Here is a 24805-nt window from a genome sequence, read left to right as displayed (position 1 = left end):
GCCGGACGCTTTTGCTCTTTACAAGAATCGCCCGTTTTCCTGCCATACCTCGCCGTCCAACAGAATCCGCCCGCCTCGCCGTAAGTCCGTGATCAAATCCCAGTGAATCGCGCTGGCATTCACGCCGCCCGTTTCCGGATAGGAGCGGCCCAGCGCCAGATGCACCGTGCCGCCAATTTTTTCGTCGAACAGAATGTTGCCTGTGGGCGTCTGGATGCCGCTATTGGAGCCGATGCCCAGTTCGCCCAGCTGCCGTGCGCCGGGATCGGTGTTCAGGGCGGCCAGCAGGGTGCTTTCGCCCTCGTCGGCGCGGGCATCCACCACCACACCTTCCCGAAATTCCAGCCGTGCGCCGCGCACCATCACGCCCCCGTATTCGGCGGGCACGTCAAAAGTAATAAACCCGTTGGCGCTGTCTTCCAGCGGCCCGGTAAACACTTCGCCGCTGGGCATGTTGCGTTTGCCGTCGCTGTTGGCCCAGGTTCGCCCGCCCACGCGCAGGGTCAGGTCTGTGCCGGGGGCCTCGATTCTTACCGTGTCGGCGCGGCTCAGGCGGTCTATCAGACGGGCCTGCAGCTCGCGCACCTCGCCCCACGCGGCCACCGGATCAGGGCGGTCAAGGAACATAGCCCGCATCACGAACGCGCCAAAATCGGCTTCGGTCATGCCTGCTTGGGCGGCGGCGTGCGCGGTGGGATACAGGGTCAGGCTCCATTTTTTGCGGGCGCGGGTGGCGGCCAAAGCGGAGCGGGCAGCGGTCAGGCGGGCGCGTCGGCTGGCATCTACGGCGTCCACTTGGCCCGCCCCCGGCGTCAGGATTCGTAAGGTGCCGTCCATGCCTTCCATATCGGCCAACTCTGCGGGGTGAAGTACGTCCAGCACGCCGTCAGCCGCCAGTGCGGCCACGTCGTCGTCTTGACCCGGATACTCCAGCCGCACCGCGGGCCGCCCGCCTACCTTCAACACGGCGCGGGCCACTTCGCGCACGAGGGGCAGACCCGCCATGCCGCCCGCAATCAGAATGCGTTCGCTCGGCTGCACATTCAGGCAGTAGGCCACCAGCAATTCGGCATGTGGGCGCGGATCGTAGGCCAAGAGGGTTGCATGTGGGGCCGCTGCTGAGGTTGCTTCTGAGTTGTTCTGCACGCGGGCCAGCCTACCGCATTGGGCCAAAGCAGCGGGCCGGAAATGTTGTGTGGTAGATATGCAGCGTTGACGGTTCCGGGTAAACCCCCCAGTCTGCTCTCCTGCGGGGCTGTGCCAGTTCGCAGCCAGCCCCCCTTAAGGGGAGCGCAACAGCTTTTAGTCCTCCCCTCCAAGGGGGGGCGTTGCGGAGCAACGGGGGGTTCACCTTCCAACTTGGGCGTCCTCGCCCCTCAACTCCAGCCCCCAGCCTGCTCGCCCCGCTGCTGACCATCTGGCCCGGTGCTATCCTGCTCGGCTATGACGGCCCCGCTTGACCCAACCCCCTCCAACTCTGTCAAATCCGCTCCGGGTGCATCCGAACCCGCCCGCCTCGACCCCAACAATACGGCCACCCTGACCATCGCCTGCCCAGACCGCAAGGGCATCGTGGCCGCCGTGTCGCAATTTTTGCTCAATCACGGCGCGAATATCCTGCACTCCGATCAGCACACCACCGACCCCAGCGGCGGCCAGTTTTTTATGCGAATGGAATTTCATTTGGACGGCCTCGACTTGGCACGCGGCGCATTCGAGCGGGCCTTCGAGAGCGTCATCGCCCAACCCTTCGAAATGCAGTGGCGCGTGAATTACACGGCCCAGCCCAAGCGTATGGCGATTCTGGTCAGCCGCTACGATCACTGCTTTCTAGACCTGCTGTGGCGCAAACGCCGGGGCGAACTGCACATAGAGATTCCGCTGATTATTTCCAACCATGAAGACCTGCGCCGCGACGCCGACATGTTCGGCATTCCTTTTCACGTGGTGCCTGTCACCAAAGCGAACAAAGCCGAGGCCGAAGCCGAGCAGGTGCGCCTGATGCACGAGGCCGGGGCCGATTTCGCTGTGCTGGCGCGCTATATGCAGATTCTGAGCGGCGATTTTTTGCGGAGCTTTGGCCGCCCGGTCATCAACATCCACCATTCGTTCCTGCCCGCGTTTATTGGCGCGAACCCCTACCGGGCGGCCTTCAACCGGGGCGTGAAACTCATCGGCGCTACCAGCCATTACGTCACCGAGGAACTGGACGCCGGGCCGATTATCGCCCAAGACGTGATTCCGGTCACGCACCGCGAAACGCCCGATTCCTTGATGCGGATGGGCCGCGACGTAGAACGCCAAGTGCTGGCCCGCGCCGTCAAAGCCCATGTGGAAGACCGGGTATTGGTCTACGGCAATAAGACGGTGGTGTTTTAAACAAGAGTTTCCACGCAGGGATTTATGGCGACAGCAACGAAGGCCCTTGAGGAGGGGATTGAAATTCCCCGGTCTCGTGGGCCTTCATGCGAAGTGTCTATGCCTCGCTCCTCCAGCCTACCGCTCAGCATCGTCACCGCGTTGTTGAATCGTGCCACCAGTGTGAGTGGTATCGCCCCCTACAGCACCGTCCGGAAAAGCACGCTGTGCCAGTCCCTGGCACAGCAATCGTTCACGACGACCCAAGATCTCCAGCGTCGAGCCAAGAGCGCGCCGTGTGGCGCGCTCTTGGCTATTGACTTTGTGATGGTGCCGCACGCGGGGCTGGAGATGGAGGGTCTGAACTTTCACTACAGCGGTCAGGCGCGGACTCAATTGGGGCACCAGTTCACCTCAGCGGCCTTGGTGAAGTTCGGGACCGATCCGACGCCACTGTTGGAGCGGTTCACAGTCTCTCGCCTGTTGGAGACCGCTGCGTATCCGTACCGCACCGCGACCCAAGAGATGATTCACACCGTCACGCAGTGCCGGGAGGCCGGGGTGTCCATCGCTGGGCTGCTGCTGGATGGAGAGTTCGGACGAAATGAGGTCGTGACCTTCAGTCACGACACGCAGATCCCCGTGCTGGTGCGAGCCAAGCGGAATATGAGTGTTGAAGTTGAGGGTGAGTCTCTCACCCTCAACGCTCTAGCACAGCGCTTTCCGCCCGAACGGTGCCATCTCTATGCCGAGTTCGCTTGGCGTGTCCGTCGGCTCTCCGTGTCGCGTGACGTCGGGGCCTTCGATGTGCTCATCATTTGGCGCAAGGTTCACGGCCAATGGAGCTGCTTTTTTCTGTTCAGCACGTTTGATGCTGCCTTCACCGTCCGGGCGCTGCTGCGGGCCTGGAAGGCCCGCTGGGGCATCGAGATGGGCCAACTCGATTACGGTGATACATCTCGAACCTCCGGTTCTTCCAGCATTGAAGTGGCTTTACTGACCCATTGCCGATGTTGCCGAGCGCCGATGGGTTCAGCTCTCAAGACTTGGAGTCGCCTGACCTCCGCATCATCCGCCCAGATTCGCCAGGTTCCCCCTTGTTTCAGTTGTTCTCCCTTCACGATGTCTCGGTGCAGCCAGCCGTACAACGTTACGACCGGCATGTTCAGCCTCTGTGCCAATCCATCCAGCGTCCACCAGTCCCCCGCCCGCGGGGGACGCCTTGAAGGGACGGCACGTCCATCTGTGCCCTTTGAAAACCGAAGGCCCAGACGTTGAGCCAGACTCCGAACTTGGGCCGCATTCCAAGTGGTTCGACGTTTGGGTGGACGCAGCCCGGCTGCATTGAGTTCGTCAGCCATCTCCAGTGCCGTTTTTTCCTGTGTCACCCCCGCCTCGACCCGTGCACACAGCTCCGCATATGTACTGACCTGATCGAGCCGGGCGACGGGTCGAATCAGTTGACCCCCTGTCACATTTCCCCCCTGCCATTCGATGCGCACGTCCATTCGCTCATCATTGACTGCGCCCCAGAGCGTGATCTGTTTGACGACCAGGCGCAGGACCTCCTTGCGATCCTGCATCGTTGTGGTCGATGCAGACCAGAGTGCGGGCAAGGCCGTTGACAGGGTCTGTACCTGAAGGATCTCGGCTGGGGTCAACTGCCGTGGGCGCAGATGAACGTGTCGCTCGTACTCCTCTTTCAAGGTTCGCTCAGCCTCTAATGCCTGCTCCCAAGCGCGTTCCAGGGAACGCGCGACGAGACGGTGTTCGGGCTCCACTCCCCGATACTGACGGGCAGCACGCTCTGCCTCATAGTGCGCCCGTTCCAAGCGGGCGTGCCAGTGCTGATCCAAAGCTTCACGATCCCGATTCAGCGCGGCCTGTGCTTCGAGGGAGAGGGCCACACTGACCGGCGTCAAGGCCTCAAGCAACTGAGCCGTCACCCAGTGGTCGACCACCGCACCTGTACAGCTGAAACAGGGTGAACCTGCGTAATCCGATACCTGTCGGATGCAGTTGTAACGCAATGCTGATCCACCGAGTGCGGTGTGATAGGAGACCACCATCCGGTGCCCACAGTGTCCGCACCTCAGCACACCACTGAGGAGCCCAGTGCCCCGTTTCGGGGCACCCGACAACGATGCGATATTACGGTTGGCGGCCATACGAGCGACATTCTGTTGGTACTGCTCCCAACTGATGTACGCGGGCACATGCTCTTTCAGCAACACATGCCACTGGCTCGGCGGCAGTGTCACCCGTCCGGTCGAGCTTCGTCCAGCCAGCTTTTTCTTGGGGTCGACCTGCCGTCGGCCGTACGCATACACTCCCGCGTACATCGGATTGTGCAGCAGATTCTGCAGGGTCATCCGGTTGGGTCGGCGCCACGTCAAGAGGCCCCCACCAGCGCGCGTCCGCTCGCGGACGCCCAGCTGAATCCGTTCCTCCACCAGGTAGTGGAGTACGGCATGCAGGGTGCCCAATTCCTCAAATTTACGGAAGATCAACCGGATCACCTGTTGTACTTGCTCATCCGGATCCAGCTGAATCTGGCCATACACATCCCGGAGATAGCCGCTCGGCGTCGGTGTGCCCAACGCACCCCGGCGGGCCTTGTTGAGTTTGCCCTGATGCATGCGGTTCTTGAGAATATGTAGCTCTGCTTCACTCATCGTGCCTTTGAGACCGAGGAGCAGTCGATCGTTGTAGTCGGCCGGATTGTAGATCCCGTCTGTGTCTCCAATCAAGGTTTGGAATAAGGCACAGACCTCCAGCAGGTGGTGCCAGTCGCGGTTCGAGCGGGCCAGGCGGCTCATCTCAATGCCGAGAATCAACCCAACGTGACCGAGGCTTACCTCGGTCACCAGGCGGGTGAAGCCCGGACGGCCCGCGGCGCTCGTTCCAGATTTTCCCTGGTCATCATCGATGACCAGCACGCGTTCTGGAGCCCAGCCCAGAGTGGCGGCGTGATGGACGAGCGCGTACTGGAGACGGGTCGATTCCTGATGCTGCTGAAGTTGGGCCAGCGTGGATTGGCGCACGTAAACGATGGCCAGCCGGTCGAGGTGGTTCACCTCGATCTTGTGATGACGTCGCACTTCAATGGACGCGGTCATGAGGCTCCTGCGTCTTTTCCGATGTGGTGGTCTGTAATTGCCGTTCCAGCAACCGAATCAACACCTGGAGCAGGCGTTGCTGACGTGCTGGAGAAAGGCTCAGCCAGAGGGTCGACGGGGGGGGAGATTCGATCCGGGCATAGGTGACCGTCCTCTACAAGAGCCGCAGCTCCGCTGCGGTGGATAAAGCGAGCGAGCCGAACGAGGCTGTCCAACCCAATGATAGGCCGAGTGGCTTCCAGCTTTACAGCGGTACTGGTGTTGGGACGTGGAAGTGATTCACCGCTTGATGAAGCAAAATCTCGGTCTAGCACGCTGCCGCTGTCGAACCATTCAGGCTCAAGATAACTGGGCCTGGTGTGTGGTGGAGGCTCTTCATGCGGTGCTACTCGTCCGTCAGGAGCAGCCGCAATTAACGTGGCGAGCGGCTCAGCACCGAGCGGCACAACACACAGAATTGTACGTCCTGACCGAGGTGCAGCCTGTACCACAACACCTCCACGCCGCCTGACACGCGATTGGGAGAGTGGTGGAAACTCTTGTTTAAAGCCTGATCTTGACCCAACAAAACGGCGCTGGAGTTGAATCACTCAGCGCCGTTTGTGAATGTACCGGGCCTAATTCAGTTCCCGCGCCCCTGCCGGAACCGTAGAAATCAGCACGTCTAGGCGATCGAGCAGGGTCTTGCCCTCCAGCGCTTCCTCCCGCTGTTCGGGCGTCAGGGGCAACAGGGCGGCGGCAAAACTGGCCAGCAGCAGCGGTTCGTCGGGCGCATTGTCGCGGATGGCGGCGGCGTCACTGGGCCGCAGCCGCAGCAAGTCGGCCAGCAGGCGGCGGGCTACAGCTTCGGTGGCGGGCAGGCCGAGGGGGTCAGGTTCCAGCGGCCAATCTTGCACGGTGGCGCTCAGGTACGGCTCGGTCAGGTCAAAGTCCTGAATCCGGAAGCGGTCACCGCCCACCACGATAATGCTGCTCGTCCCGTCTTCATGGCCCTGCGCCTGCATCAGGTGGGCGTAGCTGCCGACGCGGGACACCCGTTCGTGAAAAGGCAGCGTGGATTCGTTGCTGGTTTCGCGCACCCGCACGATACCGAACGGCTCACCCGTGTCCTGCACGCGCACCAGTAGCGCCCGGTAGCGTGGTTCGAAGACATAGAGGGGCAGCACTTGCCCCGGAAACAGAACGAGGTTCGGCAAGGGAAAAAGAGGGACAACCGGGGGTGCGGACATGGTGCGCTTATCCTGCGCCCTGAACGGGTGTCATGACTTGTGCGGAAGCTACAGAAGCCCTAAGGCACAGCTTACTTTTTGTTGGTCTGGTCATGGTGTTGGGCCTGATCTGGAGGGGGGGCGGATTCAGGCAGAGCTGCTGAGAGCGGTGCAGAGTCTGGACGCCTGCGCTTCCGCTTGGGCGCGGGCGGCGGCGGAGCATTCCAGAGGTTCAGTTGCTCAGCAGACACGCCAAGAGAGAGCAGATGGGCGCTGTCTTGGGGCGTGAGTTGGGCCGAGGCCAGCAGATCGGGGCGGCGGGCAAGGGTGCGGGCCAACGCCTGTTGCCTGCGCCACGTTGCAATGGCCGCGTGATTGCCGCCGCGCAGCACGTCGGGCACGGCCTCGCCCTCCCAGTCCAGCGGGCGGGTGTATTCGGGGTAGTCCAGTAGGCCGCTGGAAAACGAATCGGCGCGGTGGGAATCGGCGTCTCCCAGCACGCCCGGAACCAACCGGGCCACCGCTTCCAGCACGCAGGCGGCGGCAGCTTCCCCGCCCATCATCACAAAATCCCCGATGCTCAGTTCCCGCGTGACCCGCGTTTCTACCCGTGCGTCAAAGCCTTCGTAGCGGCCACACAGGAACACCAGATGCCGCTTGCCGCTCAGTTCCTCGGCCACCGCCTGAGTAAATGGCTGCCCCGCCGGACTGAACAGGATGACTTCATCAGGAGGGTTTAAATCAGCAGTGTCTACACTTGCCAGGGCACGTTCGGCCACATCTACCCGGATCACCATGCCCGCGCCGCCGCCGTAGGGCGTGTCGTCCACTTTGGCGTGTCGGTTGCCCGCAAAGTCGCGTAGATTCACCAACTGCACATCAATCAGGCCACGCTCCCGCGCCTTGCCCACAATCGCCTCACGGGCGAAGGGGGCCAGCAGTTCGGGAAACAGCGTGAGGAAGGAAAACGTCAGCATGGGCAGGGGCCTGCGCTACTCCTCGGCGTCATCGTCGAGCAGGCCAGCGGGCGCGTCGTCAGTCAGCACGACTCTCACTGGGCGGCCCGCCTCCGTCTGCACGTCCACGTAAGGCGCTTGCAGGGGCAACAGCGATTGTCTCGGCCCAGATACTGTGCCCGCATGCTGAACCACCAGCAAATCCTGCGGCCCAGCATCGATCACGTCGCTGACTTCGCCCAAAACCGTGCCAGCAGAATCCAACAAGGGCAGGCCGCGCAAATCGTGGTAATAGAAACTGCCCTCTTCCAGCCCCGGCAAGTCGGCGTCGGCGGCGTACACGTTGGCCCCGCGCAGGAGTTCGGCCCCTTCCCGGTCAGTTATTCCGGCCAGTTGCAGGGCCACGCCGGGGGCCAGAGGATCAGCCCGGCGCACCCGCAACCAGCCGCGCCCTTCCACGTACACGCGGGGCAGGCTCAGAATCTGGCCCGCGTCGCCCAGCACGTACAGCTTGATGCCGCCCTGTACGCCGTGTGGCCCCAAAAAATAGCCCAGTCGAGTGGTATCGGCGGGCGCAGTCATGGTTGCCGCCCAATTCGTGTGGTGTATGTCATCCGGCCTACTTTAGGGGTGAAAAAGAATTTTTATTGCTGTTTGCGCGGCGCGTCTAGGTCTACATTCAGCCGCTCACGGGGGTCGCTGACCGCCCGCACCAGCGTCCGAATGGCCTGAATCACGCGCCCCTGCCGCCCGATAAGACGGCCTTCCTCGCCGGGGCCGACGCGCACCGCGATGGTTGGCCCACGCTTGGCGACCCGCACCAGCGAGGGCTGATCGACCACGCTCTGTGCCAGAAACAATGTCAGGTCTACCGGGTCGGTTTTCATGAGCGGCATTCTAGAGCATTGCGCCTGACGCCGAATTCATGTCTGTTTTGACGCTTCGCTTCGACTCCATCACTGCGCCAAATCGCAGCGCCAACAAAAAAAGCTCCCGAAGGAGCTTTGATCAAACCGAATTCTCGGTTTACGCGACCTTGACGCCCTGAGACTTCAGCAGGCGGCGGGCCGTCTGGGTGGGCTGAGCGCCGTTGGCGATCCAGTAGGCGGCACGCTCGGTGTCGATCTTCAGGAAGGTTTCGCTGGTTTTGCGGGGATCGTAGTGGCCGAGGTTCTCGATGTAGCCACCGTCGCGGGGACGGCGAACGTCGGTCACGACGATGCGGTAGTGAGGGTTGTGGGTGGAACCAAAGCGGGAAAGGCGAATCTTGACCATGGGAAAACCTCGGAGTTGGGGTGTACTGAGGGTAAAGCGCCTGCAAGGATGGCAGGGTTCATACGCCCGTCAGCAGCCAACCGGGAGCGCACCGAGGAAGAGTATCAGACCGGGGCAGATGGGGCAAGGGGCGGACGGGTCAAGTGCTGGACTACTCTAGAACCCCGGATTCACGGGCTGCCTTGTCGCCCCATTTACCCGGTTCAGCTGAAACGCCATGCGGTCTGGGCCGAAGATGGGGCTGCCGCCGATGGCCCCCAGCGGCGTGCCCTGAGCCACGCGGTTGCCCACACTGACTTGCGGGTCTTGCAAGCCAAAGTAGGCGCTGACGGTGGGGCCGTGATCGACCAGAATGACCCAGCCCAGACTGTTGTAATAGGTGGCGGCAATGACGTTGCCTGCAGCGGTAGCGGCGGCCTGCGTGCCTCCCGGCGCACTGAGTACCACCCACTGCGCCCCGTTCGCTCCGTACCCCTGCGAAACTTGGCCGCCCGGCAACGGGAACCCGGCGGGGCCACTGGCAGGCGGCAGCGGCGCAAGCTCCTGCTCCACCCGTTCCTGCGCGGCCTCGGCCTCCTGACGCTGCTGGGCCAACTGCTCCTGCTCCTGCTGCACGGCGGCGCGGCGGGTGGTTTGGGCAGCGGCAGCGCTGCGCTGGGCTAGCGCTCGGGCTTCCTGCTCCCGCACAAGGCGTTCGCGTTCGGCTTGGGCGCGTTGCTGCTGCTCACGGGCCAGTTTTTCTTGGGCGGCCTGACGCTGGGCCGACTGAACGCGGGCCGCTTCCGCCCGTGCGGCCTGAATCCGGGCGGCTTCCACTCTGGCCGCTTCGATCCGGGCTGCTTCTACCCGCGCGGCCTCAATTCGGGCGGCGCGTTCCTGTGCTGCACGCACGGCAGCCAAGCGCGCAGCCTCTCTGCGGGCGCGTTCCTGCGCTTCCCGAATCCGGCGCAACTCGGCCAAGCGGCGCTGGCGTTCTTCTTCCAGTCGGCGCTGGCGTTCGGCCTCTATGCGGGCGCGTTCCTGCACCACCGCACCCACCAGATTGTCTATGGTGCGCCCGGTCAGGGCCTGCTCGGCCTGAGTCTGGGCAGCAATGGTGCGTTGCCCCTGCTCCGATTTCTGAAGGCTCGCCAGTAAGGTCTGCTGCTCTTGGCGGCGGTCTTTCAGGTTCGCCAAGACCTCGGCCCGCTGGGTCTGCAAGTCTTTCAGGGCGGCGGTCTGCTGGGCCTGCTGCGCCTCCTGCTGCTTCAGAGCAGCCGCCTCGGAACGCAGCGTTTCTATGATCTGCACGTTGTATTTGCCCGCCATGTTGTTGTAGTTCAGCCGAATCAGCAGGTCAGACAGGCTGCGGGACTGAGAGAGCAATTGCAGGTAGCGCCCGCTGCGCTCGCGGTAAAGGGTATTCAGAATCTGGCGCACGTCTTCTTGCAGGCGAGACACCCGCGTTTCGGTGCGGGCTTTGGCGGCGGTGGTATCGGCCAGCAGTTGTTCGGCCAAGCGGGTGCGGGCGGCCAGCGTCGCCACCTCGTTCACCAGTTGCGTCACGTTGCGGCCCAGTCCGTCTAGGCGGGTCAGGGTGGCCTTTTGCTGCGCGGTCAGGTTCTGAATGGTGTTCCGCACCCGCTCCAGCTCCCGCGCCTGATCCGCGTTCAGTCGCCGCTGCTGCTGAAGGTCGCGCTGCAACTGCTCCAGCCGTTCGGAGGTGGTCTGCGCCCCCGCCAGCAGCGCCGCCGAAATCAGCACCAACGTTGCGCGTCGTCTCAGTGCCCAGTGACTCAGCCGCACTATTCCAGCTCCTGCAAGTAGCGGCGAGAGGCGAACAGGCTGCCCAGCAGGCCAATCGTGATGCCCAGCAGCGCCACACCCCCCAGAATCGGGGTCAGGGTGGCGGGGTCAGTCACCACCGGGAACACGGGGGCCAGCAGTTGCACGCGGCGGGCCAACCCGAAGTAAGCGGGCGTGAGTATTGCCAGCGCCACCGCTCCGGCCAGCACCCCCAGCAGCACGCCCTCGATCACGTGCGGCATGCGGATAAAGCCGCGTGTGGCCCCCAGCAGGCGCATCACACTGATTTCGTTGCGGCGGGCATACATGGCGACGCGCACGGCATTCAAAATGTTAAACAGCGTGCCCAGCAGCAGCAGACCCACCAGCCCGTATCCGGCGGCCCGAATGGCGGTCAGCGCCCGCACGGTGGGGTCGACGTAACCCGCGCCGTATTCCACGTCCTGCACGCCCGGTAACCGCGCTACGGCAGAGGCCACCACCCGCGAATCTTCTACGCGCCCTACCCGCATCCGCAGGGTGGTCGGAAAGGGATTGCCCACCAGTGCCACGGCGTCGCGGGCATACGGAGAGTCGCGCGTCATTTCCTCCAGCACCTGTTCACTGCTGACCAAGCGGGCCTCGCGCACCTGCGGAAAGCCTTGCACCTGCCGCAGCAACGCCGCGCCGTCGGTGCCCGTGTTCAAGAAGGCCGCCACCTCCACCTGAGATTCCAGCTGTTCCAGTGTGCGGTTCACGTTCAGCGTCAGCAGCAGCACGAAGCCCAGCATCAGCAGGGTCAGGGTCATGGTCATGAGGGTGGCGAGGGTGGCGGTAAAGTTGCCGCGCATGGCGACGAGAGCTTGCCGGAAGTGGTAGCTCACAGCGCGTACCCGCCGTAGGGATCGTCGCGTACCAGCTTGCCCTTCCGTAGCGTCAGGGTGCGGTGCCGGAAGGTTTCCACGAGGTCGCGGGCGTGGGTCGCCACCACCACCGTCGTGCCCCGCAAGTTCACGTTTTGCAGCACCTTCAGTACCTCCCGGCTGTTGTCGGGGTCTAGGTTTCCGGTGGGTTCGTCGGCCAGCAGCAGCGGCGGATCGGACACGATGGCGCGGGCAATCGCCACCCGCTGTTGCTCGCCTTGAGACAGTTGCAGCGGCAGCGCGTACTTTTTGTGTTCCAGTCCCACTGTCCGCAGCGCCGTCGTGACCCGTGCAGGCCATTCCCGCTGCGCCACCCCGGTCACGCGCAGGGCGAAGGCCACGTTGTCGTAGGCGTTCAGGTGCGGCAGCAACAGGTTTTCCTGAAACACGGTACCCATGCGGCGGCGCAGGAGGGCCGTGCGGCCTCCCCGGTAGCGGGCCAGCGCCTCGCCTGCCACACGCACTTCTCCTTTGCTGGGCAGCGCCCGTTTCAGCACCAGATTCATAAAACTGCTCTTTCCGGCCCCGGAATGGCCCACCAGATACACGAATTCGCCTTTGCCGACATGCAAACTCACGTCGTCGAGGGCCAGCGTGCGGGTCACGGGGTACTCAAGGGTGACGTGTTTGAAATCGATCATGCGCGTTCCCCGGCAACAAGGATGCTGGGCAGCGTTAAGAGGAAGAATGAAGTCATGCTCGCGCAGCAGCATAGCCCACCCTCTTCACTTAACCGTGAATTCAAACTCATGAAGGCGCGTCAGCTGGTAACTTCGGCCTCAAATGCCCTTCACCCGCACGCACTATCCTGAGCCTGTGAATGCAAAACGCTTGACCATCGTGGCCGGAACGCTCGCTGCCACTGCCGCCGTTGCCTACGCGCAACTGGGCGGCTATACGCAATCCGACCTCACTAAAACGGCCACGGGCAAGACGCTCCTTCAGGTCATCGGCGACCTGAACCAGTATTACCTGTACCCGGTAGACCAAGAAAAGCTCCTGCGCGGCGCGATCAACGGCGCACTCGGCAGCCTCAACGACGAATTCACCTACTACAGCGAACCCGCCAACAACGTCGTAGACCAGCAGAACCTGAGCGGCGAATTCTACGGCATCGGTGTGACGCTGGTGGCCGCCAACGCTGACGGCACGGGCGGCAAAATCGACAACGTGTACAAGAATGGCGCGGCGGCAGCCAACGGCGTCCAGATCGGTGATGTGTTCGTCAAGATCGGTGACAAGGACGTGCTGACCAGCAAGCTCGATGAAATTGTGCGGCTGGTACGCGGCACCAAGGGAACCTTCGTCAACGTGACCTTTGCCCGCGACGGCAAGACTTACAACGTGAAGATGGAGCGCCAGCCCGTCGTGATCGTCAGCGTGGAAGAAACCATGTTGCCCGGCAACGTCGGTTATATCGCCCTGAACACTTTTTACAACGAGAAAGCCAGCGAGCAGTTCCGGGCCGCTGTGGCCAACATGAAGAAGAAGAACGTGACCAAGTTGATCCTCGATTTGCGGGACAACGGCGGCGGCCTGCTGAGTGCGGGCGTAGACGTGGCCGACCAGTTCCTGCAGACGGGCAACATCGTGAGCCTGCGCGAGCGCAACGGCAAAACCACCGTGTATGGCAAAGCCGCCAAGCGCAACTCCGACTACACAGGCAAATTGATCGTGCTGGTCAACAAGAACAGCGCCAGCGCCAGCGAAGTGGTCAGCGGCGCATTGCAGGACGAAAAACGCGCCACCATCGTGGGCGAGCAGACCTTCGGCAAGGGCGTGGCCCAGATTCCGATCACCACCGTTGACGGCGGCAAAGTCGCTATCGTGAACAGCGCGTGGTTGACGCCGCGTGGCCGTGAGATTCACAAGAAAGGCATCACGCCCGACGTGATCGTCAAGGACACCCGCTACGTCACCCCCCTGAACTTCAGCGGCGGCGGCATCGCGGCAGGTAGCAAACTGACCCTGACGGTGGCGGGCAAGCCTGTGACCGTGACCGCCGACAAAGACGGCAAGTTTACCTACACGGGCGAGGTCAAGCGCCCCACCCGCAGCACCGTGCAGGGAGAGGCCAGCGTGGACATCGTGGCCGACGCCCAAGTGAAGAAGGCGCTGGAACTGCTGAAGTAGACCCTCTGCGGAGAGTCGGTGGGCTGGGGCTTCGGCTTCTGGCCCACTGATTTTTTCTTTGCCTGAAGTCTCTGGTCAACGGCGTCGGCGGCGGGTACGATCTGATGCAGGAGGCCCACCCATGACCCACCGTTTTGGAGTCGTTCGCCTTGTCCTGCTCCCACTCGTTTTACAGGTTCTGTCGGCCTGCGCTCCCGCAGCGCGGCTTCAGGAGACCCCCGATCTGCTGTCTTCCGTCGATTCGGCCACCATCTGCGCGGCCCAGCCCCGTGTGGGCGATGGGGGATTTTTGATCTGGGGCGCAGCAGACGGCTCAGGAGGTGGGCGAGGGGGTGGCTACACGCTGGACTGTCCAGCCCTGAAGATCGTGTATGACGGCCAGACAGTGACCGTGCGGGCCGCGAGCCTGACCGACGCCCTTCAAACCTTTGCCGACGAAGCCTTGCTGCTGTCCTATTACGCCGACTTGCGGGTGCGGATGCCGGAGCCCGGCCTGTTGACTGCCGATCCGGTTCAGGGCGTGCCAGACGTCTTGACCGAGGAGGTCAATGCCGTGACCGTGACCATGACGCAGGCGGGCAAGCCGCCTCAGCCGCTGCTGGTGCGCGGGCTGGTCACGCCGCAACGCTTCGACCTGACCTCTCCTGTGACCATCGAAATCCGGGCCGCCAGAACTGCCAATCCTTGGCCCCGTGTGGTGCTTGACCCGGTCAATTTCACGGTCACGGCCACGTTGGGCAACTGAAACAGGCTCAATCCCAGTCCCACTTGCGCCAGTCGCTCGCTTTGGCTTTCCCAGCTTTGCCCGACTTGGCTTCCGGCTCAGGCTTCTTGGCGGCTGGGTCGGGATACCAGTCGTAGGCGGCGGCCAAAGCAGTATCTAATCTTGCCCGCAGCAGGCCAGCAAGTGTGGCCGATTCCGCAGCACTGACCTTGCCGATCTCAGCCTCTAAGCGGGCCTGAAGTTCTTCCAGTTTGGGCAGATACGGCTCGCGGGCCTTCTTCACCGCGCCCTTTCTCAGCGGTTCGGGGTGAATGGTGGGGCGGTAACTGCTGGCGGCGGCTTCCAACAGCGCGGCGCGGGCTTGCGTTCGGGCAGCCTTGGCTTTTTCGGCCCGTTCGCGGGCGTCGGCGGCGCGGGCTTGACCGATCAAAAAGTTCTCGTCGCGCTCGGCTTCCTCTACCCTCGCTTCGGCATACAGCTTTACCGGGGGGAGTTTGCGGCGGCCCATTTTCAGGCCGTTGGGCCGCGTGCCGTCGTGCGTGCCCAAAAATTTGGCGATCAGGGCCGCCGTCCAACCGCGCTCCTTCAGGTCTTGGGTCGCCAAGAATCCGGCGGGGTTCAGGGGTACTTTTTCAGGCTTGGCGCTCATGTCGTTCCCGGTTTGCCCTCTCCCAATCAGAGCACAGCATGTCCAGCCGCACGCTGTCGTAGCGTTGGCCCCCGACTACACGCGCTTCCCGCACCCGGCCTGCTTCCCGGAAACCTAAGCGCAGGGCCGCCCGGATCATGCGCTCGTTGCCGCTCCATGTGGTAAACGTGACGACATGGGCGTTGGTTTCCTCGAAGGTGGCCGTGACCCATAGCCCCAGCGCCCGCGTGCCTACGCCGCGCCCCCAGTGCGCCGGGTCGTACACCAGAATGCCCAAATCCCACCAGCCGCCGCCCGCCGGAGCTTCCTCGGAGCGGTTGACCATGCCGATGCACACGCCGCCCACGTCAATCACGCGCTCATCGGGACGGGGCGGAGTGACCGCCAATTGGTCTACGTAGGCATTCATCGTTTCCGTCGTACTGACCGCGTGAAAATACGGCGCGTCCCACTCGCGCCACTGCGCCTGCGGGTCGGTCAGCCAGCGCCGCAGCGTGGGCAGGTCGCGGGGGCGGCGGCCCCGAATGGATACTTGTTCTGAATTGGTGGGCAGCAAAGTCATGGGCGCATCATTGCAGAAGTGCGGGCCACAGCAACAGCGGGCAAGCAATCATGCTTACGTCACTTGAAGGTCAGCGTCTCGCCACTTGCCCCCACCGTCACCTTGCCGCCGCCTTTCAAGCGTCCAAACAACAGTTCGTCGGCCAGCGGGCGCTTCAGCTTCTGCTCGATCACGCGGGCCAGCGGGCGTGCGCCCATCTGCGGGTCGTACCCCTGTTTTGCTAGCAAGGCGCGGGCGGCGGGCGTGACGGTCAGGGCCACGTTCCGCTCCAGCAGTTGTGCGGTCAGCTCGCGCAGGAACTTGTCCACCACGCCCGCCATAATTTCGGGGGCCAGCGGCGAAAAGTGTAGCACGGCGTCAAGGCGGTTACGGAATTCGGGGCTGAAGGTGCGCTTCACGGCCTCGGCACTCTCGCCCGTGCGGGACACTTGCGAGAATCCCAACCCCGGACGGCTGGCGTCGGCGGCTCCGGCATTGGTCGTAAAGATCACCAGCAGGCCGCGCCCGTCCACCTTTTTGCCCGTGTGGTCGGTCAGCGTGCCGTGATCCATCAATTGCAGGAACAGGTTGTAGATGTCGGGGTGCGCCTTCTCGATTTCGTCCAGCAACACCACCGCGTTCGGATTTTTGGCGACGGCATCGGTCAGCAGGCCGCCCTGATCGAAGCCCACGTAGCCGGGAGGCGCACCGATCAGGCGGGCCACGGTATGCGCTTCCTGATACTCGCTCATGTCGAAACGGGCCAGATGCACGCCGAGGCGCTCCGCGAGGGCGCGGGCCAGTTCGGTTTTGCCGACTCCGGTGGGGCCAGCAAACAGAAACGCCGCCTGAGGCTTCTGCGGATCGCGCAGGCCAGCGCGGGCCAGTTTGACGGCGCTGGCCACAGCCGTTACCGCCGCTGCTTGCCCCAGCACCCGCTTGCCCAAATCGGCTTCCAGCGTCGCCAACGACTGGATTTCTTCGGCCTTCACCGCGCCCACTGGCACGCGGGCCATTCGCGCCACCGTCGCCTCTATGTCGGCTTCGGCAATCTCGCCACCAGTGCCGACAGAAGACCGCGCCGCGCCCGCCTCATCAATCACGTCTATGGCCTTGTCGGGCAGGAAGCGGTCACGCAAGTGTCGCGCACTCAGGCGCACAGCGGCGTCTAGGCCAGCATCGGAATAGGTGACTTTGTGGTGGGCGGCGTACTTGGGAGCGAGGCCCCGCAAAATGGCGATGGCGTCGGCCTCGGACGGCTCCGGCACATCTACCGGTTGAAAGCGCCGCCACAGTGCCCGATCTTTTTCGAGGTGACGCAGTTCGGCGGGCGTGGTGGCCCCCATCAGCCGCAGTTTGCCGCGTGCCAGTGCGGGTTTGAGGAGGTTGGCGGCGTCCATGCTGCCGCCCTCGGTGGCTCCGGCCCCCACCACCGTATGCAGTTCGTCTACAAATAGCACCGCGTTCTGACCGTCCAGTGCGGCCAGCACGCCCTTTAGCCGCTGCTCGAAGTCCCCCCGGTAGCGCGTGCCTGCCAGCAGCGCCCCCAAATCCAGCGCGTACACCGATGCGCCGCGCAGGAATCCGGGCGCTTTGCCATCTGCGATCCGCTGGGCCAAGCCTTCGGCCAGCGCCGTTTTGCCCACGCCGGGTTCGCCCACCAACACCGGATTGTTTTTGCCGCGCCGCGCCAGCACATGCACCACCCGCGTCAATTCGGCGTCGCGCCCTATCACCGGGTCAAATTCTCCGGCGCGGGCCTGTGCAGTGAGGTCGGTAGTGAAGGCTTCGAGTGGGTCTACGGGCGCGTCTTCAGCTGGCGCTTCTGCGGGGCCATCTATGCCAGCAGTCAGGCGTTCGCGGCTTCGGCCCGCCACCTTTGCCGTGCCGTGCGACACGTACCCCAGCATATCCAGCCGCGTAATCCCCTGAGCCTCCAGCGCGGCGCGGGCGGGCGAGTCTTCTTCTTCCAAGAGTTCCACCAGCACCCGCGCTCCGTCGGCGGCCTCCTTGCCTTTGCCGCTGGCGTGCAGTTGCAGCACCGCGCCCTGCACGACGCGGTGGACGGCTAGGGTGAAATCGGGGCTGTCATCAGGGTCTAATTCGTCGGCGGGCAGCACTTCAAAGGTGTCCAGCGTCTGTTGCAACCTGTCGCGCAAGCTGTCCACATTCGCGCCCAACGCCAGCAGTGCTTCGCGGCCTTCGGGGTCATGGGTCAGGGCCAGCAGCAAATGCTCCAGCGTCACGTATTCGTGTCCAGCTTCCCGCGCATAGTCGGCGGCGCGGCCAATCGTTACCTGCAACTGATCTCCGATCATGGCTGTCCTCCTGAATCTTGGCCCTCTGGTTCGGCCACCAGCATCAGCGGATAGCCGTCCTGCCGCGCGTGGGCCGTCACCTGCGCCACCTTCGTTTCGGCCACCTCGCGGGTATACACGCCCGCTACGCCGCGCCCTTTGTGATGCACGGCCAGCATGACCAATTCCGCTTCCTGCTCGCCCTTGCGGAAATAGCGTTCCAGCACCATCACCACGAAATCCATCGGGGTGTAATCGTCATTGATGAGCAAGACCCGGTAAAGGCGCGGGCGCTGCGTTGTCGTGCGGTCTAGCGTTTGCGTGCCGCTGTCTGGAGTGTTCCGGCGCGTCATGGGCGCAGTGTAGCGAAGTTGGCCGGAAAGGGGCGGGGCAGGGGTTACGGTGTGTGGCTGTCGAGGCTGTGGGTCATGGGATTTGACGTTGCTCCCACGTTTTCCCCCACTCCCCTGACCCCTTTGGGGGCGGGGAGTTGTCGTTGCACTAGGCAGGAGTGATCTTGTCGCGTTCCGACTCGGCCCCATCGTTCATCTGAAGCGGAGTTGCCAGTTTCCTCTGAAATGGAATTGGCCCGCCCACTGCGTGGACGACGGCCTCACACGCATTTGGGCGGGGACGATCTGGGGTGGCGGTGTGGTGGTTTTGCTCCCGCCCCCTTGAGGGGGGAGGGCTGGGGAGGGGGTGAGTGAGCTTTAGCGATTGCCCTTCCAAACGCCACCCACAAAACAAGAACCCCCTCCACTCACCTACGGAGCAGAGGGGATATCCAACCGAAGTGCTGGGTGATTAGCTCTTCTTAGCGTCCTGCACAGCGCCTTTCACATCGGCCTTGACTTCGTTCGCTTTGGCTTTGGCGTCGGCGGCCACATCGGCGGCTTTGTTCTGGGCGTTGTCTGCGGCCTTCTGAGCGCCTGCGGCCACGTCCTGCGCTTTGTCTTTGGCAGCGTCCACCGCTTTGCCCGCGTCGGCTTTCACGTCTTGCGCCTTGTCCTGCATAGCATCAGCGGCCTTTCGGCCTTCTTTTTGCATGTCGGCCTTCACGTCACCGGCCTTATCGTTGGCGTCGGCAGCCACGTCAGCAGCGGCGTCTTTGGCCTTATCGGCGGCTCCAGTCACGGCGGCTTTCACGTCGCCTGCCACTTCTTTGGCTTTGGCTGCGGCAGCGTCAGCACCACCAGCGGCAGCATCCTTCACATCGCCAGCTTTATCGGCAATCACGTCGCCTGCGTGCTGGGCGGCGTCTTTGGTCTTCTCCCAGCCTTTGGCCACGCTGTCGCCCATGTCATGCACGGTGTCTTTCAGGCCCAAGTCGGCCAGTTTCTGATCCAGTGCCTTGCGGTTCTGTTCGCGACTCAGGTAGTACGCGCCCGCGCCAATCAGTGCGCCCAGCAGCAGGAGGCGTTTTACGGGAAAATGACGGTCATCTCGGTCAAACATATGAGAAATCCTACCCCGCCTTTCTCATGAACAGATGAGGACGCACTCAGGAGGAGTTCAGCCTGAGGCAAAAATGGGGCGCTGGCCGAGGCTCTGCACTATCCGTAACAGGTAGCCGTCTGGATCAGCCACCACGAATTGACGGTTGCCCGCTTCTTGGCCGTCCTGTCGATACCAGCGTTCCTCTATGGGCAGCAAAATGGAGGCGTTGGCCTGCTTGACCCGCCCATATACGGCGTCTACATCTGGCACAGGCACCGATAAATTGATGCCCCGGCCATACGGAAAGACCAATTCGCCCGCTAAAAAAGTGCGTTCTGGCAGGGTGGGCTGCTCTAGCATCAATTCTGCCCCGCCCAATTCGAGGTATACAAAGCGTTCCACTGGGCGGGTGTAGCGCACGCCAAAGCCGATGACATAGGTATAAAACGCCAAGCTGCGGGTCAGGTCAGACACATATAACTCAGGCACGATGGTTTGACTGGTCATGCGTCCTAAACTAGGCCCAATCATGACTGTTGCCCCGCCGTCTTCTCACCCGCTGCCTGCCTTTCCGCCCAGCCTCAGTGCCGCGCTGGACGTGCAAACTTACGGCGCGGCGCTGGCCGAGTACGCCTGCCGCACGGTGCGGGCACACGGCGTGCGGGTGTGGGCGGTGTCGGGCGGCTCGCTGGTGCCTGTGGCCGAGGAGGGGCGCGGGCTGGCCCTCAGCGACGGAACCCTTGCAGCGCGGGCTTTGGCAGCGGGCGTGGTGCTGGAAGAAGGCATGTTGGCCTGCCTGCCCTTTGGCGCGGGGGTGCTGGAATTCGTGGGCGCTGACCCGGCGGGCGTGGAGAGTTTGCTGGGGCTGACGCCGTTGCTGGCACTGGCGCTGGAGGGCGTGCAGGCACGGGAAGCTCGGCGCGGGCGAGGGCGCGTGGCCGAAACGGTGGAAGGGTTGGTTCGCAGTCTCGGCGGAAGCCTCGATTTGCCGGAAGTCCTGACCGTCACGGCCCGCAGCGCGGCGTTGGCCCTTGGGTTCGGGCGGGCCTTCGTGGGCCTGTTCAGCGAATTTGGGGAAGCGGGCGCACGCACCGGAGAGATTTTTACGCACGGGTTCGAGGGCGAGTTTTCGGGCGGCATCGGCGTCGGCCCGGTCAGCTTTGAGCGGCTGGTGCAGCGCGGCGAGGCCATCCGCTTCGAGCGCGGGCGGGATGCGGGCACACCCCTCGCCGCAGGGCTGGCCGAACTGAACCCGGTGGCGGCGGTGATTGCCCCCCTGACGGCGCGGGGGCGGCCCTTGGGACTCTTGTATGTAGACAGCCGCACGCCGGGAGCCAGTGCCAGCGAAGACGACGCCCGATTGGTGCTGGCGCTGGCTGAGCAAGCCAGCCTCGCCATAGACAATGCCCGCCTGTACGGCATAGAAACCCGCAAGCGCGAAGCCGCTGAGGCCCTGCGTGAAGCGGGCGCGGCATTGGCGGGCAGCCTGCATCTGGCCGACACTCTGGCGCAACTGCTGGAGCGGGCTGTGACCCTGTTCCGCGCCGACGCTGCGGGCGTGTCGGAACTGTTGCCCGATGGACGAACGCTGATTATCCGTAATGCTGTGGGCCTGCCCAGCGAATACGTGTTGCGGGTGAGGGCCAAAGTGGGGGCGGGCGTCACGGGCGGAGCGGTAGAGCGCCGCGCGATGGTGGCCGCCCGCGACTTGCCCCGTGACCACGCCGATCCCCAAAGCGAGGGCGCGATTACCGGTGGCCTCGGCGGAGGCAGCCGCTACACCCGGCAACTCTTGGCGCAGGGCGCGTACCCGTTTCGGGGCGTGGTGGGTTTGCCGCTGCAAACGGGGGCGGGCATTTTCGGCGCTCTCACGCTGTATTTCCGCGAACCGTTGCCGCTGGACGCCGACGATCTGGCGCTGGCCGAGGTGTTTGCCGCGCAGGCCAGCCTCGCCATTGCCAACGCCCGCCTGTACGAGGAAGAACTGCGCCGCGAGCGCGAAGCCGCCGTGCTGCTGAACGTAGGCCGCTTGCTGGCCGAAGACCAATCGGACGCGGCCCTGACCGAAGCGGTGCGCCTGTCGGTGCTGGCGATGAATGCCACACGCGGCCTGATCGCCCTGACCAGCGAGGCCGGAAGCATCAGCCGCTGCGCCGCCTTCAACCTGCACTCGCCCAACGACGCAGATTTGGCGGGCCTGACCGCGCAATTGGGCCGGGGGCCGCGCCCGCTGACCCGCAAATACGCCCTGCCAGTGGCCGGGAGCGCCCTGATCGTGCCCCTGAGGAGTGGAGACGACGTGCTAGGTTTCCTGTACGCTGACGACCCCGGCACCGACCCGCCCAGTGACCGGGTGCTGCAACTCGCCCGCAGCGTGGCCGACCAGATTGCCCTCACCCTCACCCGCGAGCGATTGCTGTCGGCACTGGCCCGCGAGGAAGCCCGGTATCGTCAACTCGCGGAGGGCGCACACGACCTGATCCTGTCTGCCGATGAGGGCGGCGTGATTACCTATGCCAACCCCGCCAGCACTGCGCTGTTGGGGCCGCTGCTGGGGCCACTGACCGGGCAACCGCTGCTGATGTTGGCGACCCCCGCCACCCGCCCCGCCTTGCACGCCGCGCTGGACGCCGCCCGCGTGCGTGCTGTGGGGGGCCGCGCCGAAATCGAGGTAGGCGGCACCGATCATCCGATTCGGCTGGAAGTGCGTCTGAGTGCCGTGCGAACGCCCGGTCAGCCTGCCGCCGCGCCCTCTGTCCTGATGGTGGCCCGCGACCTCAGCGAGTTGCAGACGCTGGCCGACGAGATTACCCGGCGGGGGCAGGCGCTGGAAGCCGCCACCAGCCGTCAAAGCGAACTCCGCACCTACCTGACACTGTTCACGCAGGCGCAGGAGGAAGAACGCCGCCGCATCAGCCGCGAACTGCACGACGATACGGCGCAAGTTCTGACGGCCACGACCCGCCGCGTGGCCCGCCTCGCCCGCGACCTGACCGGAGAGCAACGCGCCCGCGCCGACGATATTCGCGCCGACCTCGACAACGCCATAGAAAGCGTGCGCCGCTTTGCCCGCAACCTGCGCCCTAGCGTGCTGGACGACCTCGGGCTGCTGCCTGCACTGGAATGGCTGGCGACCCAAGCCGTCACCGATACCCGCCTGGAAGTCGCGGGGCAAGACCGCCGCCTGCCGCCCACCATCGAACTGACCGTGTTCCGGCTGGCCCAAGAAGCCCTGAACAACGTCGACAAGCACGCCCGCGCCCTGAGTGCCGCCATTCGCGTGCAGTACACGCCTGAAGGGGTGAGGGTTGCCATTACCGACGATGGGCAAGGCTTCACGCCAGATCAGGCGCAGGCCCGCGCTCAGGCCGGACACTTGGGCCTCATCGGGCTACGCGAACGGGTGGCGTTGGCAGGCGGTGAACTGGATGTGGAGAGCGTACCGGGGCAAGGGACGACGCTGGTGTTTACGTTGCCGGGGTAAGCGAAACGCAAAATTTTCGGCTGGGCTTGAGGACAATCATAATTGTATGCGGTTTCTAGATTCTTATTCAGGAAAGGATAAATTGTGAGGTTGTATTTTACATGAAGAATTTATATAAAGGAATTCTGTATTCAAAATACCACACAAAGGAAAATCATATCTTCGTTTTTCAGGAGCAAGAATATAGCGTGGTTGGCGATGATTTTAAGGATTGGGCGCGCTACCACCTGCCTCATTTGGTTGGTGGCATTTATAGATTCCATGACAGCGTTCTAATCGCTGGATACTTTGAAGATCAGACCATTCATGTGTCGTCTGTATTTCGAGAAACAAGTCAACTATCCAACAAAATATTTGACCAAAAGGAGTTTAGGGAAAGTATTATAAAGGAGAATGCTGAAAATTGTGTGCTAGGCATTTTAGAGTACATGAGTGGTGGGGTTTTTCCTAAGCTTTTCCTAACTGATAAATTCTTCAAAATCGTTGATTCTAGCTTTATCTGCTGGCTGCAAGAAAAGTTTCCCGACCCAAAACGCGGCGGATTGAGATTCCGATATTGGACGAGTATCGAATTTGAGGAATCTGAGGGAGAGATTCACAAAGTTTTGAGGCTTCATATCAATTTGTGGAGCGGATTATGGTACACAGTACCAATGTGATGTCAACCCGCATTCTCGTTTTTTTACAAGAATGGTGATTAAATGAGTCTCAAAAATACCTCTGGCGTTTCTAATGCAGAGGGTTTTAATTAATTGCGTAACACCTAAACACTATAAAAACTAAAACATAATGCTTAGTTTAATTGCGGCAGATACCCTACCCATGCCGCGCCAAAAACGCCTCTCTCTCCATCCAAGCCATTTTCGGCGTTCCCTCACTCGGCGGCTTGGGCGTGCCATACACTGCCCGCAACAGGCGGAAGCCTAAGCCGAACCACCGCGCTTGCTGGGGCGGCAAGTCCAGTAGGGCAAAGCCGCTCTTTTCCAGCGGGCCGTGAAATAGCGTGACGGCGTACACGGCCTGAGCATCCGCCAATTCGGGCCGGGTTCGCAGGGCGTGCGCCACGTCTTTCAGGCTGCGTTGGTAGGCGCGGTAGGCGGCAATAGAGCTGCGGGTGCTGATGCCCACTATGCGCGGCGAGTGCAGATGCAGCTCGGCATTGGGCGTGTGCGGCGGCAAGGGCAGCGGCGGCATCACCTCGGAGCGCGGGGCCACGCGCATCACGGCGTCGGCGCGTTGGGCAAGGTCGATCACATGATGGTCACGGGCAAAACGGTCTTCGACGGTGCGACTGTAGAGATAAATCAGCAGGTCACGGGGCATGGCAGGGCGCAGGCCGGGAATGGCCCGCACGGGCGCGGGACGGTAGCCGAGGGCCTTCAAGTCGGGCAGGGTGGCCGCCAACTCTGCGGGGAGGACTCGCAACGTCTGGCCCGGTTGCGCCGCCGCCTGCGGAAAGGGGAGAGGACGCACGCCCCCGTGCCTGAGCGCCGCCAGATGTGTACGGGTCAGCGCCGCGCCTTCCAGTGCCCACGCGGTTACGACTTGCCCCCCTGCTGCTTCCAGCCCGCTGATTCCAGTCGGCGGCCCACTTCCGGCGATCTCGTGTCCGGCTTGCGTTGCAGAGTGCAACAGGTGTGGGACAGTGCGGGCCAGTCTTGGCGGAACCAGCAACGTGGCCCCAATGTTGGCTTCTGCTAACGCCGTCAACGCAGTTTCCAACTCCGCCACCGACTCCACAGGCACGGTCAGGCCCACAGAGGGTTCGCCCGGAGCGCCGCCGTGCAGCGTACCGAACGCGCCTGCACGCAGGAGAGAAGGCCATAACCAAGAGGGAGAAAACGCGGGCATAGCGCTGACTGTAGCGGCATTGCAGGAGGGTTGCACCCTTCCGGGGACGGCTCGGCTCTGGTTCCCGGCTTCTCAGAACAACGCCG

22 protein-coding genes are annotated in these 24805 nt (G+C 63.2%); 5 read left to right on the top strand and 17 right to left on the bottom strand.

The genetic code is table 11. The features are described from left to right. Nucleotides 1-18 precede the first annotated feature (18 nt). The gene (locus SU48_RS07960) at nt 19-1146 is read right to left on the bottom strand and encodes an aminopeptidase (RefSeq protein WP_064014784.1); all 1128 of its coding nucleotides are present in this window, start codon (nt 1144-1146) and stop codon (nt 19-21) included. Nucleotides 1147-1443: 297 nt separating this feature from the next. Between SU48_RS07960 and purU the strand changes: the two genes are divergently transcribed. Beyond that, entirely contained in the window at nt 1444-2379 is a 936-nt protein-coding gene (gene purU, locus SU48_RS07955; RefSeq protein ID WP_064014783.1) for a formyltetrahydrofolate deformylase, read from the top strand. Nucleotides 2380-3302: 923 nt separating this feature from the next. Here the strand turns inward: purU and SU48_RS07950 are convergent. The 9 genes from SU48_RS07950 to ftsE form a co-directional block, all read right to left on the bottom strand. Next, a complete protein-coding gene (locus SU48_RS07950) occupies nt 3303-5477 on the bottom strand; it encodes a recombinase family protein (protein WP_064014782.1) in 2175 nt (724 codons plus the stop codon). Between the two features lie 617 nt (nt 5478-6094). Further along, nucleotides 6095-6706 (bottom strand): LON peptidase substrate-binding domain-containing protein, encoded by a 612-nt coding sequence (locus SU48_RS07945; protein ID WP_064014781.1) that lies wholly within the window; start codon nt 6704-6706, stop codon nt 6095-6097. Between the two features lie 71 nt (nt 6707-6777). Continuing rightward, nucleotides 6778-7662, bottom strand: a complete 885-nt coding sequence (gene trmD / locus SU48_RS07940) for a tRNA (guanosine(37)-N1)-methyltransferase TrmD (RefSeq protein ID WP_064014780.1) — start codon at nt 7660-7662, stop codon at nt 6778-6780. A gap of 15 nt (nt 7663-7677) precedes the next feature. Beyond that, nucleotides 7678-8223 (bottom strand): ribosome maturation factor RimM, encoded by a 546-nt coding sequence (gene rimM / locus SU48_RS07935; RefSeq protein WP_064014779.1) that lies wholly within the window; start codon nt 8221-8223, stop codon nt 7678-7680. Between the two features lie 62 nt (nt 8224-8285). Beyond that, the gene (locus SU48_RS07930; protein ID WP_019008678.1) at nt 8286-8528 is read right to left on the bottom strand and encodes a KH domain-containing protein; all 243 of its coding nucleotides are present in this window, start codon (nt 8526-8528) and stop codon (nt 8286-8288) included. Nucleotides 8529-8667: 139 nt separating this feature from the next. Beyond that, nucleotides 8668-8916: a 30S ribosomal protein S16 gene (rpsP, locus tag SU48_RS07925; protein ID WP_064014778.1), complete on the bottom strand. Its 249-nt coding sequence runs from the start codon at nt 8914-8916 to the stop codon at nt 8668-8670. A 156-nt stretch (nt 8917-9072) separates the two neighbouring features. Beyond that, the gene (locus tag SU48_RS07920) at nt 9073-10701 is read right to left on the bottom strand and encodes a M23 family metallopeptidase (RefSeq protein ID WP_231881565.1); all 1629 of its coding nucleotides are present in this window, start codon (nt 10699-10701) and stop codon (nt 9073-9075) included. Next, entirely contained in the window at nt 10701-11564 is an 864-nt protein-coding gene (locus SU48_RS07915; RefSeq protein WP_082869717.1) for a cell division protein FtsX, read from the bottom strand. Before SU48_RS07915 ends, SU48_RS07920 begins: the two co-directional genes overlap by 1 nt. Continuing rightward, nucleotides 11561-12244 (bottom strand): cell division ATP-binding protein FtsE, encoded by a 684-nt coding sequence (gene ftsE, locus SU48_RS07910; protein ID WP_064014776.1) that lies wholly within the window; start codon nt 12242-12244, stop codon nt 11561-11563. Before ftsE ends, SU48_RS07915 begins: the two co-directional genes overlap by 4 nt. A 175-nt stretch (nt 12245-12419) precedes the next feature. Between ftsE and SU48_RS07905 the strand changes: the two genes are divergently transcribed. Both SU48_RS07905 and SU48_RS14150 read left to right on the top strand, forming a co-directional pair. Continuing rightward, the gene (locus SU48_RS07905) at nt 12420-13736 is read left to right on the top strand and encodes a S41 family peptidase (RefSeq protein WP_064015936.1); all 1317 of its coding nucleotides are present in this window, start codon (nt 12420-12422) and stop codon (nt 13734-13736) included. A gap of 121 nt (nt 13737-13857) precedes the next feature. Next, nucleotides 13858-14481 (top strand): hypothetical protein, encoded by a 624-nt coding sequence (locus tag SU48_RS14150; protein WP_157451121.1) that lies wholly within the window; start codon nt 13858-13860, stop codon nt 14479-14481. 7 nt (nt 14482-14488) lie between these two features. Here SU48_RS14150 and SU48_RS07895 read toward each other — a convergent pair whose 3' ends face one another. The 6 genes from SU48_RS07895 to SU48_RS07870 form a co-directional block, all read right to left on the bottom strand. Beyond that, complete coding sequence (locus tag SU48_RS07895) at nt 14489-15109, bottom strand: hypothetical protein (RefSeq protein ID WP_064014774.1); 621 nt, start codon at nt 15107-15109, stop codon at nt 14489-14491. Further along, nucleotides 15093-15671, bottom strand: coding sequence for a GNAT family N-acetyltransferase (locus tag SU48_RS07890; RefSeq protein WP_064014773.1), 579 nt, complete (start codon nt 15669-15671; stop codon nt 15093-15095). The genes SU48_RS07895 and SU48_RS07890 overlap by 17 nt, the downstream gene beginning before the upstream one ends. 59 nt (nt 15672-15730) lie before the next feature. After that, nucleotides 15731-17968: an AAA family ATPase gene (locus tag SU48_RS07885; protein ID WP_064014772.1), complete on the bottom strand. Its 2238-nt coding sequence runs from the start codon at nt 17966-17968 to the stop codon at nt 15731-15733. Next, nucleotides 17965-18300 (bottom strand): ATP-dependent Clp protease adapter ClpS, encoded by a 336-nt coding sequence (clpS, locus tag SU48_RS07880; RefSeq protein ID WP_064014771.1) that lies wholly within the window; start codon nt 18298-18300, stop codon nt 17965-17967. Before clpS ends, SU48_RS07885 begins: the two co-directional genes overlap by 4 nt. 451 nt (nt 18301-18751) lie before the next feature. Then, on the bottom strand, nt 18752-19402 hold the full coding sequence (locus SU48_RS07875; protein ID WP_064014770.1) for a hypothetical protein: 651 nt from the start codon (nt 19400-19402) through the stop codon (nt 18752-18754). Between the two features lie 57 nt (nt 19403-19459). Next, nucleotides 19460-19891: a bleomycin resistance protein gene (locus SU48_RS07870; RefSeq protein ID WP_064014769.1), complete on the bottom strand. Its 432-nt coding sequence runs from the start codon at nt 19889-19891 to the stop codon at nt 19460-19462. A 22-nt stretch (nt 19892-19913) separates the two neighbouring features. Here SU48_RS07870 and SU48_RS07865 point away from each other — a divergent pair, with 22 nt between their 5' ends. Both SU48_RS07865 and SU48_RS07860 read left to right on the top strand, forming a co-directional pair. Beyond that, complete coding sequence (locus SU48_RS07865) at nt 19914-22868, top strand: sensor histidine kinase (RefSeq protein ID WP_064014768.1); 2955 nt, start codon at nt 19914-19916, stop codon at nt 22866-22868. A 101-nt stretch (nt 22869-22969) separates the two neighbouring features. Then, on the top strand, nt 22970-23527 hold the full coding sequence (locus tag SU48_RS07860; RefSeq protein WP_064014767.1) for a hypothetical protein: 558 nt from the start codon (nt 22970-22972) through the stop codon (nt 23525-23527). A 157-nt stretch (nt 23528-23684) separates the two neighbouring features. Here SU48_RS07860 and SU48_RS07855 read toward each other — a convergent pair whose 3' ends face one another. Then, complete coding sequence (locus tag SU48_RS07855; RefSeq protein ID WP_064014766.1) at nt 23685-24719, bottom strand: YkoP family protein; 1035 nt, start codon at nt 24717-24719, stop codon at nt 23685-23687. Nucleotides 24720-24805 lie beyond the last annotated feature (86 nt).

This window comes from Deinococcus puniceus (assembly GCF_001644565.1).
GTDB lineage: Bacteria > Deinococcota > Deinococci > Deinococcales > Deinococcaceae > Deinococcus > Deinococcus puniceus.
The sequence above is the reverse complement of the archived record's forward strand: the minus strand, read 5'-3'. Positions and strand labels throughout refer to the sequence as shown.

Bases quoted from the DNA above. Each gene is read 5' to 3' on its own strand.
- SU48_RS07860 (WP_064014767.1), top strand. From the start codon at position 22,970: ATGAAGAATTTATATAAAGGAATTCTGTATTCAAAATACCACACAAAG.
- SU48_RS07875 (WP_064014770.1), bottom strand. From the start codon at position 19,402: ATGTTTGACCGAGATGACCGTCATTTTCCCGTAAAACGCCTCCTGCTG.
- SU48_RS07930 (WP_019008678.1), bottom strand. From the start codon at position 8,528: ATGAAAACCGACCCGGTAGACCTGACATTGTTTCTGGCACAGAGCGTG.
- SU48_RS07885 (WP_064014772.1), bottom strand. From the start codon at position 17,968: ATGATCGGAGATCAGTTGCAGGTAACGATTGGCCGCGCCGCCGACTAT.
- rimM (WP_064014779.1), bottom strand. From the start codon at position 8,223: ATGACTGCGCCCGCCGATACCACTCGACTGGGCTATTTTTTGGGGCCA.
- SU48_RS07950 (WP_064014782.1), bottom strand. From the start codon at position 5,477: ATGACCGCGTCCATTGAAGTGCGACGTCATCACAAGATCGAGGTGAAC.
- ftsE (WP_064014776.1), bottom strand. From the start codon at position 12,244: ATGATCGATTTCAAACACGTCACCCTTGAGTACCCCGTGACCCGCACG.
- SU48_RS14150 (WP_157451121.1), top strand. From the start codon at position 13,858: ATGACCCACCGTTTTGGAGTCGTTCGCCTTGTCCTGCTCCCACTCGTT.
- SU48_RS07870 (WP_064014769.1), bottom strand. From the start codon at position 19,891: ATGACCAGTCAAACCATCGTGCCTGAGTTATATGTGTCTGACCTGACC.
- rpsP (WP_064014778.1), bottom strand. From the start codon at position 8,916: ATGGTCAAGATTCGCCTTTCCCGCTTTGGTTCCACCCACAACCCTCAC.
- SU48_RS07895 (WP_064014774.1), bottom strand. From the start codon at position 15,109: ATGAGCGCCAAGCCTGAAAAAGTACCCCTGAACCCCGCCGGATTCTTG.
- SU48_RS07945 (WP_064014781.1), bottom strand. From the start codon at position 6,706: ATGTCCGCACCCCCGGTTGTCCCTCTTTTTCCCTTGCCGAACCTCGTT.
- SU48_RS07865 (WP_064014768.1), top strand. From the start codon at position 19,914: ATGACTGTTGCCCCGCCGTCTTCTCACCCGCTGCCTGCCTTTCCGCCC.
- trmD (WP_064014780.1), bottom strand. From the start codon at position 7,662: ATGCTGACGTTTTCCTTCCTCACGCTGTTTCCCGAACTGCTGGCCCCC.
- SU48_RS07890 (WP_064014773.1), bottom strand. From the start codon at position 15,671: ATGACTTTGCTGCCCACCAATTCAGAACAAGTATCCATTCGGGGCCGC.
- clpS (WP_064014771.1), bottom strand. From the start codon at position 18,300: ATGACGCGCCGGAACACTCCAGACAGCGGCACGCAAACGCTAGACCGC.
- purU (WP_064014783.1), top strand. From the start codon at position 1,444: ATGACGGCCCCGCTTGACCCAACCCCCTCCAACTCTGTCAAATCCGCT.
- SU48_RS07855 (WP_064014766.1), bottom strand. From the start codon at position 24,719: ATGCCCGCGTTTTCTCCCTCTTGGTTATGGCCTTCTCTCCTGCGTGCA.